The sequence below is a fragment of the Corallococcus llansteffanensis genome (assembly GCF_003612055.1).
Classification (GTDB): Bacteria; Myxococcota; Myxococcia; order Myxococcales; family Myxococcaceae; genus Corallococcus; species Corallococcus llansteffanensis.
On record NZ_RAWB01000230.1, the window covers coordinates 1 to 14,686 of the forward strand.

At 71.3% G+C, this 14,686-nt stretch carries 13 protein-coding genes; 2 read left to right on the top strand and 11 right to left on the bottom strand.

Annotated features, from left to right (window positions below; all coding sequences use genetic code 11):
* Positions 1-1,449: carotenoid oxygenase family protein (locus tag D7V93_RS21415; protein WP_120645183.1), on the bottom strand; the 1,449-nt coding region annotated here is incomplete at its 3' end.
* Positions 1,450-1,460: 11 nt separating this feature from the next.
* Positions 1,461-1,868: a DUF2141 domain-containing protein gene (locus D7V93_RS21420; protein WP_120645184.1), complete on the bottom strand. Its 408-nt coding sequence runs from the start codon at positions 1,866-1,868 to the stop codon at positions 1,461-1,463.
* 156 nt (positions 1,869-2,024) lie between these two features.
* Between D7V93_RS21420 and D7V93_RS21425 the strand changes: the two genes are divergently transcribed.
* The gene (locus tag D7V93_RS21425) at positions 2,025-3,167 is read left to right on the top strand and encodes an LOG family protein (RefSeq protein WP_120645195.1); all 1,143 of its coding nucleotides are present in this window, start codon (positions 2,025-2,027) and stop codon (positions 3,165-3,167) included.
* A 3-nt stretch (positions 3,168-3,170) separates the two neighbouring features.
* Here D7V93_RS21425 and D7V93_RS21430 read toward each other — a convergent pair whose 3' ends face one another.
* The 8 genes from D7V93_RS21430 to D7V93_RS21465 all read right to left on the bottom strand — a co-directional run bounded on the left by D7V93_RS21430 (position 3,171) and on the right by D7V93_RS21465 (position 12,848).
* On the bottom strand, positions 3,171-3,905 hold the full coding sequence (locus D7V93_RS21430) for a glycoside hydrolase family 16 protein (RefSeq protein ID WP_120645185.1): 735 nt from the start codon (positions 3,903-3,905) through the stop codon (positions 3,171-3,173).
* Positions 3,906-3,966: 61 nt separating this feature from the next.
* On the bottom strand, positions 3,967-5,412 hold the full coding sequence (qhpG, locus tag D7V93_RS21435) for a flavin-dependent monooxygenase QhpG (protein ID WP_158623811.1): 1,446 nt from the start codon (positions 5,410-5,412) through the stop codon (positions 3,967-3,969).
* Positions 5,409-6,773: a radical SAM/SPASM domain-containing protein gene (locus D7V93_RS21440; protein ID WP_120645187.1), complete on the bottom strand. Its 1,365-nt coding sequence runs from the start codon at positions 6,771-6,773 to the stop codon at positions 5,409-5,411. Before D7V93_RS21440 ends, qhpG begins: the two co-directional genes overlap by 4 nt.
* Positions 6,770-7,636, bottom strand: a complete 867-nt coding sequence (locus D7V93_RS21445) for a hypothetical protein (protein ID WP_120645188.1) — start codon at positions 7,634-7,636, stop codon at positions 6,770-6,772. Before D7V93_RS21445 ends, D7V93_RS21440 begins: the two co-directional genes overlap by 4 nt.
* On the bottom strand, positions 7,633-9,036 hold the full coding sequence (locus D7V93_RS21450) for a hypothetical protein (RefSeq protein WP_120645189.1): 1,404 nt from the start codon (positions 9,034-9,036) through the stop codon (positions 7,633-7,635). Before D7V93_RS21450 ends, D7V93_RS21445 begins: the two co-directional genes overlap by 4 nt.
* A 34-nt stretch (positions 9,037-9,070) precedes the next feature.
* Complete coding sequence (locus tag D7V93_RS21455) at positions 9,071-10,519, bottom strand: ferritin-like domain-containing protein (protein WP_158623812.1); 1,449 nt, start codon at positions 10,517-10,519, stop codon at positions 9,071-9,073.
* A 159-nt stretch (positions 10,520-10,678) separates the two neighbouring features.
* Entirely contained in the window at positions 10,679-12,463 is a 1,785-nt protein-coding gene (locus tag D7V93_RS21460; protein ID WP_120645191.1) for a hypothetical protein, read from the bottom strand.
* 31 nt (positions 12,464-12,494) lie between these two features.
* Positions 12,495-12,848 (bottom strand): hypothetical protein, encoded by a 354-nt coding sequence (locus D7V93_RS21465; protein ID WP_147451264.1) that lies wholly within the window; start codon positions 12,846-12,848, stop codon positions 12,495-12,497.
* A gap of 320 nt (positions 12,849-13,168) precedes the next feature.
* Here D7V93_RS21465 and D7V93_RS45055 point away from each other — a divergent pair, with 320 nt between their 5' ends.
* The gene (locus D7V93_RS45055; RefSeq protein WP_158623813.1) at positions 13,169-13,306 is read left to right on the top strand and encodes a hypothetical protein; all 138 of its coding nucleotides are present in this window, start codon (positions 13,169-13,171) and stop codon (positions 13,304-13,306) included.
* 50 nt (positions 13,307-13,356) lie between these two features.
* Here the strand turns inward: D7V93_RS45055 and D7V93_RS21475 are convergent.
* On the bottom strand, positions 13,357-14,686 hold a 1,330-nt coding region (locus D7V93_RS21475), incomplete at its 5' end, for a di-heme oxidoreductase family protein (protein ID WP_208723095.1).

Sequence of the window (14,686 nt, forward strand, 5' to 3'; positions counted from 1 at the left end):
CTTCAGGAACGTGCCGTGAAAGCCCAGCGGCAGCGCGCGCGGCAGCGTGGCGAGCGCCACGGGCCCCTCGTCGAGGTGCTCCGCGTCGAAGGCCGCCAGGCGTGTGTGGCCGCGCGCGCAGTCCAGCGACGTGCCCAGCAGCCAGCCCTGGCCCTCCCGGGACCCCGAGGGCACGAAGAGGTGCTCCTCGGCGATGATGCCCGGGCCGTAGTCGAAGCGCTGCACCCTGCCGCGCTCGACGTCGATGCGCGCGATGACGCCGCCGTGCGGGAGCACAGCGTCCTCGCTCTCGAGCACGACGAAGTGCGCGCTCCCGCGCCGGCCCGGGACGCGGGCGTCCACGACCGGGAACTCCGCGCTGTGGGGGCTGCGAAGGATGCGGCCCTCTCCCGCGCCCAGGGGAATCTCCAGCTGTGCCAGCCGCGCCGGGGGGACCCCCTTGCTCCGTCCCTGGATGTCCTGGTCCACCGTCAGGTGCATGAAGTGCGAGTCCTCGTACCAGCAGGCATACGCGCGCAGCCGGTCTCCGTCCTCCCACGCGTGGCCGAAGTGGAAGACGAAGCCCGCGGGCAGCTCCCGCCGCACCACGCGCGTCAGGTCCGCCTTGTCCACCACGAGCACCGTCGTGCCCAACGCCGGCTGCCAGGCCTTCGCGTCGAACCACGTCATGCCGCGTGCTTCGTCCCACAGCAGCGGCGCGAGCACCACGAGGAGGTGGCGCTCCGTCTGCGCGAAGGCGTGCGCGTAGCCGGGGAAGGGCATGGGCAGGTTCGCGAACTGCAGCATCCGCCCGTCGGCGCTGAAGTGATACAGCAGCATCAGGCCCTGCTCGCCCGCGTACGGCGCGAGGCCGAAGTTCCAGTAGCTGCCGTCGCGCTCGGGCAACGGGTGCGCGGAGAAGGGCACGCCGGCCAGCTCCTCGGACCAGTCCTTTGTGCCACGCGTCTCGAGCGTCGCGGGGTCCAGCCGGTACGCGGAGCCCGCCTCCCAGAGCGCGAGCAGCTCGCCGCCCACCATGAGCACCGACGTGTTGGCCACGTTGTAGGCGTCGTTGCCGCGCGCGGGCAGCTCCGCGGTGCCCAGCGCGTAGTGACCCAGGCGCTCCTCGTTCTGGAACTTGAAGGTCGACACGAAGCGCCCGTGGTGCGTGACGCCGCGGGATGAGACGCGGAAGGACTGCACCATGCCGTCGCCGTCGAACCAGTGACGCACGCGCAGGCCCGCGCGCTCCAGGCGGGCGGGGCCATTGCGGTACAGCGTGCCGTGCAGCGCGTCCGGGAAGCGGCCGGTCACGCGCGCTTCCACGGGCGCCAGCACGTCTGACGTCACGGAGCGCCACCCCAGGGCCCAGTCGGGAGCCGAGGGCGGCGCGGCGGCGGGACGCAGGCCCGAGGCGCAGCCGGTGAGCAGCGCGGCGCCCATCCCCTGCAACAGTGTGCGGCGGTCCATGGCGCGAATCCTCAGAGCACCGTCAGGGTGAGCGTCGTGCCGTCGGCGGCCAGCGTGAACTTCGCCTCGTCGAACTTGGGCTTTCCGCGCGCGCCCACGTTGTTGCTGAAGCCGTAGCCCTCCTTGGGGATGCCGATGAAGTTGGTGTCGAGCTTGTTGTTGTCATTGGCGTCGTGGAACAGGCTCACGGCGTAGGTGCCCGGCGCGAGGTCCGGGATGGTGACGGTCACCTTCGCGTCCTTCACCTCCACGGAGCGCACGGCCGCGGGCTTGCCCTTGTCGTTGAACGACGCCGCGTCGGCGTGCACGGCGATGAGGACGTGGCCGCTCTTCTTGCTCAGGCCCTGGATGTCCAGGGTGAGCGTCGCGGCGTGAGCGTTGGCGGCCAGCAGCAGGGCGGCGGCGAGCAGGGTCTTCATGGGATGCCTCGGGGTGCGGCGGGTGGATGCGAGGCAATATGAAGGGCCGTGCCGGAGCGCACATGTGCCTGAAGTCACATGGGGACGCTTTTCGGCGCGCTACCGGAGGCGACGAAGCCCTACCGCCCCGGGAGGCAGGCGTGGGATCCTCCCGGGGTGATCGAGATTGAAACCATCGAGGCCTTCGAGCAGCACCTGCGCTCGGGAGCGCACCTCGCCAACGTCGTCATCCAGGGGTTGGACTTGCGGCGCTACACCGCCGCACTGGCCACCGCCGAGCTCGCGGGCACCGTCTTCCTGGGCTGTGAGCTGGAGATGGAGGCCCTGAGCGTGGCGCTCGCGCACGGGGCCCTGGTGTTCCCGCCCATCTCCGGGCTGCCCTATCAGCCCTATCGCGGCAGCCTCTACTCACCGGAGGAGCTGTACGCAGGCTTCGACCCGGCCCGGCCGGAGACGTACGCCGACACGCTGGACGCGCGCATCTACGCGCACTGGACCGCCCATGGACAGGGCAGTCCACCGACGCTGCTGGAGATGCTGTCGCAGCGGCTGCATGACCATGCCGTCACCGATGCGATGGAGGAGCTGCTCCTCGCGGGCGGCGGGACGCGCAAGGTGGTGGCCATCATGGGCGGGCACTCCATGAAGCGCGGCCAGCCGGACTACCGCGCCGTGGCGGCGCTGGCGCGCGAGCTGACGCAGCGGGGCTTCTTCATGGTCAGCGGTGGAGGGCCGGGCGCCATGGAGGCCACCCACGTGGGGGCCTGGTTCGCCCGGCGCACCGAGGCGGAGCTGGACGAGGGGCTCGCCCTCCTCGCGAAGGCCCCCAGCTACACGGACCGCGAGTGGCTCGCGCGTGCCTTCGAGGTGCGGGGCGCGTTTCCGCTCCGGGATGAAGACAGGCCCTTCTGCGAGAGCCTGGGCATCCCCACGTGGCACTACGGGCACGAGCCGCCCAACCCGTTCGCGACGTCCATCGCCAAGTACTTCGCCAACAGCGTGCGCGAGGACGGCCTGCTCACCATCGCGCGCGGCGGCATCGTCTACGCACCGGGCAGCGCGGGCACCATCCAGGAGATCTTCCAGGATGCGTGCCAGAACCACTACAACTCCGTGGGCGTCATCAGCCCGATGATCTTCCTGGGCACGGAGTTCTGGACGCGCACGCGCCCCGTGTACCCGCTGCTGACGCAGCTCGCCCAGGGGCAGGAGTATGCGCGCCACCTCCTGCTGACGGACTCGCGAGACGAGGTCATCCGGGCGCTGGTGGACTACGACGCCTCGCGACAGGGCTCGTGACGTCTACGGGGCGGGGATGAACTTGAACTCCGCGATCACGATCTCCGCCTCCTGACCGTTCTTGGGCGCGCGTCCCTGGAAGAGCCAGATGTTCATGTGGACGGGCAGGGGGTTCTGCGGGATGCGCTGCACGTAATCCGGAGGATTGAGGAGCCAGCTGGCCATCTGGTTGACGTTGCCGTCCTGGTGGCCGTGCAGCGCCTGGAAGTAGACCTGCCGCGACGACCACTGGAAGCGGTGGGTGGAGTAGGTGCCTCCGAGGCTGATGGTGTAGGCCTGATGGGAGTAGGTGACGCCCGTCACCGCGGGGTACACGGCCCAGTTGCCCATCTGCGGCTGACTGCCGCCCCACTTCGCGAACTCGATGTCGATTTCATTCGTGCCGTCCGGTCCCACGTCGGGGCGCGTGTAGTTGAACAGGCCCAGCACCACGTTGTCGTCGAAGAGGTCCGGCCGGCCAATCAGCTTGAACTGGTACGTGCCAAAGCCCAGCCGCTGCTGCGGCATGTAGACCTCCGCCGTCGTCCAGCGTCCGTCGCGCCAGGCAATCTTCAGGTGGAGGTAGCCGTTCGCGTCGACCCAGGCGTTGCGATCGTCCCAGGTATTGGGACCCGGGCCGCCCTGTCCGCTGCGCACCTCCCATTGATAGCCAGAGAAGGAGACGCTCTTCGCCTCCGCGAGAGGAGCGAAGGCAAGGCAGGAGAGCAGAGCGATACCCAGGACATGTGTGCTGCGCATGGATGACTCCAGTTCGAGGAGGGTGCCGCGGTGAATATGTCCAGCCATCTTCGGCGCTGCATCAGGGTGAGTCGACCTCCGTGAGCAGCCCCTGGCGGTAGAGCCAGCCCAGGATGGTGACACCCTGGCGGAACGGGACCTGTCGCGCCCAGGTGTCCGCGAGCTGGGGCATCGTCAGCCCGTCGCGGAGTCCCTCCATGAGCGGTGCCAGCTCCACGCCGTCGAGCCACGCCACCGGCCTTGCGAGCCGGGGATGGCTCAGCGCCCGGCGCAGCTCGATGAGGTCTCCGACGATGCACGGTGTGTCCACCAGCGCCGCCTCGCGGTCCAGCCGCCAGCGTCGGTGGCGCAGGGCCTCGCCCTCCAGGGGAAGCGGGCGTGCCTCCAGGGGCGCCAGCTCACCCGCGCCTCGCGCGCGGCGTTTCCAGAACGGCCGCTCCCCGTAGGTGCGGTGCTCCGCGTAGTACCCCGCCGCCCAGGCCGCGTGCCGTGCCACGGAGTCCCGCTGGTCCTCCGTGTAGAAGCGCAGCGCGGCGGACGCGTTGTCCGGCCGGACGAGCAGCGTGTGGACGGCCACCGCGCCGCTCAGCGCGGTCTGCAGCGCCTTCTGCACCCCCGACGAGGACAGCGGGTCGATGGAGAAGCTCGCCTCGCCCACCTTGATGCAGTCCCGCTCGATGGGCACCGCGTCCTGGTAGCAGGTCGCGTCGCTGGCCAGCACGCCCCCCAGGAGCCGGGGCGCTGACCAGGCCCCCAGGAGCTCCGTGCCGGCCAGCAGCTCCCGGTAGAAGGACTCCAGCGTGCGCCGCGTGACGCCCCGCTCGCGCAGCAGCCCCGGGTCCACGAAGGCCATGGCGTTGAAGGTGCCGTCCGGCAGGTGCGCTCCCCAGTACCAGCCGTCCGGCCCCGCCTCCACGCGCGTCTCCGGACCGTGGGGCCGCTCGCCCCGCCAGGAGCCATGCAGCGCCAGCGTCCGCGCGGAGACAGGCTCCTTGCGGCCTCCCAGGCACGTGCCGCGCCCGCTCGCGTCGGCGAGGAAGCGCGCCGTCAGGTGGAGCCTCCGTCCCCCCGGCAGGACGACGGGCACCTTCCATCCATCCTCCCAGCGCTCGGGCCGCTGTGCCGCGGCCGGCTGGAGCACCCGCACGCCCGAGGCTCGCGCCGCGCCCAGCAGCAGCGCATCGAAGCGCCCCCGGTCCACCAGCAGTCCGGGCTCCGCCTCACGCGCGCGCACGCTGCGCCCGGTGCCGTCCTCCCAGCGCACCCGCGCCTCGCGCGCGGGGAGGAAGCCCGCCCGCCGCACCTCCTCCGCGACGTCGAGCAGGTCGAGCAGCGGCCACACCCCCGGCGCCAGGGATTCGCCCACGTGGGGCCGGGGAAAGGCCTGCCGCTCCACGAGGCAGACCGCATGGCCCAGCCTCGCCAGCCGCAGCGCCAGCGCGGCACCCGCAGGTCCACCGCCGACGACGCAGACCTCCGTGTCGAGCCGTGCCTCCAACGCGCTCACCCGTTCGCGGCGGGAAGGCCGAAGTAGTCGGGCCGGGCACGCGCGAGCCGGCTGTACGCCTCCAGGCAGTAGTGCAGCCAGCCCCGGATGTAGTCGCACGCGGGGCGTCCCCGCTGGATGACCTCGTGGTGGCAGCCGCCGGAGCACAGGTAGCGTGCCCAGCACGAGCGACACGGCTCCTGGCGGTGCACGTGGCGCTCCGTGAGCCAGCGCGCCTGACGCTCGCGGTCCACGCCGGTGGTCAGGTCGCCCATGGCGCCCTCCTCGTCCCCCACGAAGCGGTGGCATGCGGCCAGCTCGCCGCTGGCGGAGACCCCCAGGTAGCCCGCGCCCGCGCCGCACGGGTAGGGGCGGTGGGTGCCCTTGTGCAGCTCGCGCAGGGCGTTGACCATGTTGGAGAACGGGTAGCGCCGCCCGGCGACGAGCCGCCGCTCGAACTCGCGGCCGCAGTCCACCATCTGCTCGAGCATCCGCTCCAGCTCGTCATGCCCCAGCTCGTCCCGTCCGGTGGGCGAGGCGAGCATGGGAGAGAAGCCGACGGAGTGGAACCCCAGGTCCACGAACGCGTCCAGCGTCTGGCGCAGCTCCAGGTTGCGCGGCGTGACGGTGACGCGCGCGGAGACCTGCATCTTCCGCTGGCGCTCCAGCAGCGGCTTCACGTTCGCCATCACCTTCGCGAAGCTGCCCTGGCCTCCCTTGAAGGCGCGCAGCCGGTCATGCACCTCTTGCGGCCCGTCCAGGCTCACCGTCACCGCGAAGCCGTGCGCCTCCAGGAAGTCGGCGTCCTCGGGCGTGAGCAGCGTGCCGTTGGTGGTGAGCGACAGCGTCAGCGAGACGCCCTTCGCCCGCGCGCCCTCCACGGCCCGCTCCGTCGCGGCCCGGATGACGGAGCGGTTGAAGAGGGGCTCGCCGCCGAGGAACGAGAGGTTCACCCGCTCGCCCCGGCCCGCGTCGCCCAGCAGCAGGTCCACCGCCTCCAGCGCCGTCTCGAGCGGCATGTTGCGCGCCGGGCCGCCGAAGTCCCCCTGCTGCGCGTAGCAGTACGTGCAGCCCAGGTTGCACTTCTGCGCCACCGCCAGCGACAGCGCCCGCACGGGCGGAGCCTCCACGGGCCGGTCGTCGACGAACGGCGCCTCGGAGACGCCCAGCGCCTCCAACAACCGCTGCACCGCCTGTGTGTCCTTCGCGAGCCGCGCGCGGTCCAGCGCTCCGGACACCTCCGCGTCCACGTCGAACAGGCGGCTGCCGTTCACCACCAGCAGGTGCTGTCCGCCCTCCGTCGCGTAGAGGTGCAGGTCCGGCACGTGGGGCAGGGACAGCTCGAAGAGTCGCCGGGCCCGGGCCGTGTCCGGAGCCGTCACTTCGAGGGCTCCACGTCTTTCTCCGGCAGCGCGACGACGTCGCGGTCGCGCCCTTCAATCTGGAAGTGCAGCAGCTCCTCCCACTGGCGGAACAGGTCGTCGTAGGACACCAGCCGTGAGTCCTCGCGGTTGTCGAGGATGTACTGCTGGTGCGCTTCGGGGCCGCGCTCCTTCTGCATCCAGTTGAGGCCCACGCTGACGCCCTGCGGGCCCTGCTCCACGCTGACGTAGTCCGGGCGACTGGCGGCCCAGTAGTAGCAGGCGCACTCGCGGTAGTCGTTCTGCCACGGCGAGCACAGCCCCTGTGTCAGCTCGCCCGGCTGGGCCAGATCCTCGGCGATGACGGCGAGCTGCCCCAGCTCACCCCGGGCGAAGAAGTGCCGGACCTCCAGGTCCACCACGAGGAGCTTCTTCTTGTCCTTGGGAATGGCGGCTGGCAGCGAGGACTCCGCCAGGGTGAATTCGCAGCGCACCTTCTTGCCCGCCTTGCCGTGCAGCACGTCCGCCAGGGCGTTGGACCACTCCATGAAGGCGATGCCCTCCGGGTTGGCCGCGTTGGTGAGCTGGAGGGAGGCCGCGCCCGGACGCTGGGGGCCCATGACGGGGACGACGAGCGGCTGGCCGTCCACGCGCAGCAGCCGGTGGTGGAGCAGGTGCTCCAGGCCCTTGTCCGTCTTCATCACGTAGTTGTCCGCCTCGTGCAGCTCGAGGCCGACGAAGATGCGGCGCCACACGTTGCGGAAGTCGAACTCCAGCCCGGGGAAGCAGTTGGAGATGGCGGACGCGGGCAGGGTGCCCGGCGGGTTGCCGGCGGCGCGGTAGTGGAGCTGCGCGGACAGGTTCTTCGGGTCGAGCTTCTTCATTCCGTGTCCCCTCCGTCCCGGCCCGACGGGGTCTGCTTGAACAGCGCGCGGCGCGCGGCCTTGCGGACGATGTCCACCTGCCGCCGGGTGAGCGCCAGCGTGCGCCCGTCCGCGCCGCGCATCATCGCCGGCATCTTCCGGCGTCCCTTGTCGCTCAGGTCGCCAATCTCGTCATGGCGCCGCAGCACGTCCGAGAACCAGGGCGCCGCCCCGCCGCGCAGCGCGGTGAAGACGTTCTGGTGCAGGGCCTTGAGGGTGAGGTTGTGCACCAGCGAGGGGGCCATGATGGGCTCGAAGAGGCGGCCGGTGTCCGCGGTGTCCTGGCGCACCATGGTGCTGGCCACGTCCACCTGGCCATTCACCGTGTTGCCATTCATCACGGCGGTGTTCATCAGCCGGATGGTTTCGAAGGCACGGCGGACGATGTCCTCGGCGGCCTCCAGCGTGGCGTCGCGGTCGGAAGCGCGCGGCCCGTTCAGCGCCTGGTCCAGGTCGTCCGCCACGGTGCGCACCGGGAAGCTGTCCGGAGCGAAGGCCGGAGGCCCCGCGCCAATGCGGGCGAAGGCCTTCAGCGGCTCAGCAGCGCCCTTGAGCTTGAGCTGGACGTGGACCAGGCCATCGCACTCGTCGTCGAGGTAGCCGCGGCTCACCCAGTCGTCGCCCTCGGAGTAGCCCGCGTAGATCTGCGCGGGCATGGTCAGCGCCGGGCCGACGCTCTCCTTGTAGCCCTTCCAGTCGCCCTTGCGCGGGTCGTAGATGATGTTCTCGGGCGGGAGGTTCTCGTCGGGAATCGGCTTCCCGTCCGGCCCGGGCGTCTCCGCGCTGGCGCCGTACACCTCGCCCGCCGCGGGCGTGAAGCGCAGGCGGATCTCCGGGAACTCCTCCGTGGGGCGGATGAACCGCACCGAGCCCAGCGGCAGCACCTTGCCCTCGCGGAAGTTGCGGCACTGGCCGTCCAGCGGGTGGACGGCATGGTCGGAGAAGCGCCCCGTGGTGGCGAGGACCTTGTCCTTCTCCTTGCCGGTGCGGCGGTACATCTTGATGTTGCCGACCCGCACCTCCCACTTCACGTCCGAGGGGCGCAGCCCGTGCTGGGCGAGCAACTCCACGGTGAGGGGGACGAGGCTGTCCTTCTCGGTGACGGCCCACACCTCCAGGAAGGGCGCCACCGGACGGATGAGGCCGTCGGGGGACTTGAAGGCAATCTCCGAGGGGAGGAAGGCCTCGGAGATGGCGCCCGTCTCCGGGTCCACGCGGAAGGTGGGCGCGGCCTTGAGGCGCCTGAAGCCGAGCGGGTCGTCGTCGGGCACCTCCAGCTCGTAGTTGTCCAGCGGCTCCGGGGCCGCGCCCAGACGCGCGATGGCCAGCGGGGGAAGGATTCGCAATTCCTTGATGGTCACGCCAGGTCCTCCGGTGAGGCGGAGCGAGTGCGGCTCAGGGCTTCGGAATCATCTGGCGGACGCTCTCCAGCGCCGCCCCGTCCAGGTCCGCCAGGGCCCGCAGGTAGTCGGCGTGCCGGTCCGGGTACTTCTCGCGCAGCGTCCGGACGAGCTGCTGGGCGGTCTCCAGCAGGTCGCGGTGGAGCCTCCACCGGTCCGGCTCCGTATCGGGCAGGTCCAGGGTGTAGGGCATCTCGAAGGGCGGCCCCGCCGCCGCGCCGGAGCCGGAGTCATCCAGCGGCAGGTCCACCAGGATGTGGGAGAGGGCGCGCACGTTGTACATCTCCCCGAACGTGCGGTTGATGATGAGCCCGCGCGGGGTGAGCGCGTCTCCCTGACCCGTGGCCCCGGCGAGCTGGTAGGCGTGGGACAGGGACACCAGCAGCATGCGGTAGCGCACGTTGAACAGGTGGGCCCACGTGACGGACTCCGGGTGGGTGATGACCGTGCACTCCCTCGCGGGAGTCGCGGCGCGGGCCTTCGCGGTGGTGCGCACCACGCGGTTGGCGTTCAGGTCCATCACCGTCTTCGGATTGACGGGCACGGGGCGCGTGGGCGTCCACTCGCCGTCGGGGTACTCGCGGTAGATGTCGAGGAAGCGGCGGAAGTGGGAGCGCTCGCTGTCGTCCTCGTCGTAGAAGAGGGCCTCGCCCTGCTTGCCGACGGCGGCCAGCGCCTCCACGGCCTCGTCGCGGGTGCTGACGGGGCGGACGATGACATCCGGCGTGCTCTGGCGCTGCGGCGAGGTGGCCTGCCCGCGCGCGCCGCGCATGTAGCCGCGCCCCCACTCGTCCCACGAGGCCTGGAAGGTGGTGGTGGCCGCCTGGAAGTCGGCGTCCTTCACATACAGGGGGTTGGCCAGGATCTTCTGCATGCGGTCATACAGCTCGCCCACCCGGTGCAGCGGCTGCTGATCGGTGGGGGAGCCCTGCTGCGCGCGCTTCTTGATCTCCTTCGCCTCGTCGGTGTCCCAGCCGGCGGGCATCTCCGCGTAGACGTAGCGGGCCAGCGAGTTCTTGGTGAGGGGCTCCAGGGTGAACTCGAACGGGTAGAACTGGGCGCCCCAGGGGTAGTCCTCGCGGTCCAGGTTCAGCGGCGCGCCGATGAGCCGGAGCACGTTCTGCACGGTGATGAGGTGCCCCATCTCCTCCTTGGCGATGCCCAGCACCACCTCCTGCCAATGCCTGACCTTCTCGCGGTACTTCGCGGGCACCCGCGGGCCGCCCAGTGAATAGGCGGCGTACAGGTATTGCGCCATCAGGGCGTGCTCCACCTCGGCGGCGATGTGGAGCAGGAGGACCGCGTAGTCGTGCCAGGTGAACTCCGGGGGAAGCACCGGCGCGCTCCGGACCAGCGGCTTGACGCCTCGGGCCTTCGGCGCCAGCGCGCGGAGCTCCGCCGCTGTCAGCTCGAATCGCAAAAGCGTGTCGAGGTGCCTGCTCATCCGTGAACGCATGTCCCCTCCCGACATCGTGGACGCAGCGGCCGGAAAACAGAACACCCGGAAATCCAGAAGTCAATTCGTGGCATCCCGTAGGCGTGCCGTGTGCTGCCCATTCCACGGGACCCTGCGAGGTTCGTGGAAGGGGCCGGGCCTCCACCGTTACAGATCCAGGAGGAGGCTCAACTCGTCCTCCGCGGCCTCGTCCGTCTGGATGCCAGGGTTTGAGTCATCCGCGTCATCCCCATACAGCGACCAGCCCGCGAGCACCCCCGGGCCGATGCACGTCACCTGCCGGGGCGTCGCCCCGACGCCGTCGGCGTCCTGGTCGCGGTAGAGGAACCTCCACCGGAAGCGGGCCGCGTCCGCGTCATCACAGTCATTGCCCACGGCCTCGAGGAAGTAGGGCGCGGGCAAGGTCTTCCCCGTGCAGAAGCGCTGCACGGCAATGGGGGCGGTGAAGCCGTCCCCATCGTGGTCCGCGTGGGAGGCCGTGAGGTCCTGCCATCGCGTCGCGTCCTCCGTGGCGCAGTCCGTGTCCGTGGTGGACCAGGGGCTGGGGACCTGGCCGTTGGTGCAGAGCAGCGTCGGTGCGCCCGCCCCCGTGCCGTCCCCGTCCGTGTCCGCGTAGGCATTCACGTTCCGGTACGCGGTGGCGTTCGTGTCGTCGCAGTCCACGCCCGACATCGGGCGGGTGGCGTAGCCCGTGGGCAGGGAGGTGCCCGCGCACAGCGCGCCGTCCTGCGGCACCGTGTACGTGTCGCCGTCGGCGTCGCGGTAGGTGAAGCCCAGCATCCGCCACGCGGTGGCGTCCTGGGACGCGCAGTCGGTCGCCTGCGTGGAATAGCCCGTGGGCACGGTCGCCGCGCCACAGAGGGCCGTGCTGGGGCCGGACCCCACGCCGTCCCCATCCGTGTCCGCGTGGACGCTCCAGGTGCGGAACCGCGCCACGTCCCCGTCGTCGCAGTCGTCGTCCTGGACCGCGGTGGAGTAGCCGAGCGGCAGCCAGAAGCCGCTGCACACCGTGCCCGTCGCGGGTGACAGGTGGCCATCGCCGTCCCCGTCCCGCGAGGCATAGGTCCGGGGCTGCCAGCGGGTGCCGTCGCCCGGCGCACAGTCTCCGCCCCGGAAGGTCTCTCCCGGCGAGGACTCCCGCGGGCCCACGCAGCGCGCCACCGGAGCGCCGTCTCCGTAGCCGTCCCCGTCGGGATCCCACCAGCGCTCGACCGGTTCGGTGCGACTCGGGTTGTGGTCGTCACAGTCGGTCGGGAGCGGCTCGGTGCCGTAGCCTTCCGGCAGGTGCGTGCCCGAGCACACCGTGCCTTCCACCGCCACGACGAAGCCGTCCCCGTCCTCATCCCGGTGCGTGAAGGGGAGTGGCTGCCAGAAGCGCGTGTCCCGCGGGGCGCAGTCCCCGGAGGTGAGCACGTGGCCCGAGGGAGGTGTGCGCCCGCGGCTCGGGCACCACGCGATGGCCTCACCCGCGCCCACGCCGTCTGCATCCGCGTCCACCCACGCCTGGGCCAGGGCCGAAGCCGTCGCGTCCTGATCATCGCAGTCCGGCGCCCTCGGCTGTTCCCGGTAGCCCGCGAGCGTGTCCCCCACGCAGCCCGTCACCGTGCCCGTGCTCGTGGCCCCATCTCCGTCCGAGTCCGCATACAGTCCCGGCACGGAGCGCCAGCGCGTGGCATCCAGGGGGGCGCAGTCGCTCGCCTGCGTCGTCCACCCCCGGGTCTTGTCGCCCACGCAGGTGACGGGCTGGAACTCCTCGCCATGGCCGTCTCCATCCGTGTCCGCGTAGCCGGTGACGGACCGCCACACGGTGGGGTTCCCGTCGTCGCAATCCAGCTCCGCCGGATGGCCGTCGCCGTCCAGGTCGCGGGGGTCCACACCGCCGCCACAGCCGAGCTGGAGTCCCAGGGCAAGCCACACCCACGCCCGCATCATTCGCACCCGCGTGTCCATGGAGGGGGCCGGGCTACTGGCGGGCCAGCGTGCAGGTCAGGGTGCCGTAGTAGGCCTCCACGGTCCACGACAGCAGGTAGCGCCCGGGCCGGGTCATGGCGAGCAGCGCCAGTCGGTCACACCGCGTCGCCTCCACGGAGTTGCTGTCAGGGAACGAGCTGTGCCAGGTCCCGAAGTAGAAGACGCGGGGGGTGTTCTCACCCACGAGGGTGCCGGTGATTTCGAACGACTCTCTCTTCACGCTGTAGGCATCCACCGTCGCGAAGACATAGGTCACGCCCGGGACGGGCTGCTCCGGCTCGGCCAGGGCGGAAGCCGGGGCAAGGGTCAGGACAGACAGCATGGCAAGTGCGCGGAGCGACGACATGGGGCGTTCCTCGGGCAGGGCAGGGCCGCGACAGGCGCGCGGCGTCGTGTCCCATACGGAGGGACCCCGATTCCTTGGTCCGTTCCCCGGCCATCAGGCAGACAGGTGTCTTCATCCTACGGACCCGGCCGGCTCCGTGGGCTGTCGCCCTCCGACTTCCCTGGCCCCTGAAGCGAGACCGCGATGAACGCCGACAAGCAGTTCCAGGAGAAGCTCGAGCGGCTCCGGGGCCGCATGGAGGAGCTCAAGAAGGCGCCGCCGCTGGAGAAGGCGAGCACCTTCCTGAAGACCTTCTGCGCCCCCAACCGTACGCCGTCCTCGTGCCGGAGCACGCCTCCGAGGAGCAGGGGCCCTTCACCGTCTACCGCTACCGCGCGTCGGCGCAGGAGCCGCTGGAGTACGAGCGCGTGACGGACGCCGGCCTCATCGCCCGGGTGCTCGCGGCCAGCAGGGCGTAGGCCCCAACCTCCTGCCCGAGGACGCCTGGACGGCGCGAGCTGTGAGCGCTTCAGAGTGAGTCGAGGAAGGTGAGCAGCGCGCTGCGCTCCTGGGGAGACATGCGCTGCACGGCTTCCCGCGAGCGGGTGGCTTCGCCGCCGTGCCAGAGGATGGCCTCCAGCACGGAGCGAGCCCGGCCGTCGTGGAGCAGGTGCGTATGGCCGTTCACGGTGGCGGTGAGGCCCAGGCCCCAGAGGGGTGGGGTGCGCCACTCGGTGCCGGTGGCCCGGAAGTCGTCGCGACCGTCCGCGAGGGCTTCCCCCAGGTCGTGCAACAGCAGGTCGGTGTACGGCCAGATGCGCTGGTGCGACAGCTCCGGGAAGCCGGGCAGCTCGCCGGTGAGGGTGCTGGGGCGGTGGCAGCCGGCGCACCCCGCGCGCAGGAAGGCGGCCTTGCCCGTGCGCACGTCCTCGCGTTCGGCGCCCCGACGCGCGGGCACCGCGATGAGGTGCGAGTAGTCGGAGAGGGTGGCGAGGTTTTCGGCGTCGACCTCGGGCTCGCCCCCGGAGACGGCCGCGAGGCAGCCTGTCTGCGCCGCGGTGCACGCGGAGCGGGGGAACAGCGGTGACGTGAGCCCCAGGTCCCCCATGAGCGCGCCCGCGGCCTGGTGCTCCAGGTCCGGCTGGTGGGCCTTCCAGCCGAAGCGCCCCAGCACCTCGCGCCCCTCCTTCACGCTCCACACGCGGTTGGGATGGCCGCGGATGCCGTCGCCGTCGCCGTCCTCGGGGTCCGCCCACGCGAGCAGCGTCGCCTCCGGAATGGCCGCGAGCAGGCCCAGGCCCACCATGGGTTGGGCGATGCGCGGGGACAGGCGCACCCCGGGCGCGAGCGGTCCGTAGCCCAGGGCCGCCAGCGTGTAGCGCGGGGCCTGGAGCGTCACGGGGCCCGCGCCCGTGAGCGGGACTCCCGGCAGGGGCTCGTAGGTCACCTGCACCTGCCCCTCGGAGGGGAGCCCGGCGAGGGCGCGGGGCTGGAACTGGTCGCCGTAGGTGGGTTCGGGAAGGGGGCCTCCGTGGGAGTCCTGGCCGGGCACGGAGAGGCGGATCAGCAGGGGCGCGGGGGCGAGCGCGCTGCCCACGACGGGCGCACCCCGGCCATTGCCCACGTGGCAGGCGAGGCACGACGTGGCGTGGAAGAGGGGGCCCAGGCCCTCGCGGTCGCGCTGGCTGCTCGGGGCGGGCACCCAGTCCACCTCGAAGTTGGCTTCGCCCAGGAGGAAGCGCGACCTGCGCTCCACCGTCAGGTTGGCGGCGGGTTGCAGGAACGCTTCAGGGTCGGTGCGGAACACCGTGGTGGCGCCGCCCATCAGCGCCTCCCCCGGTTCGAGGGGCGCGATCTCC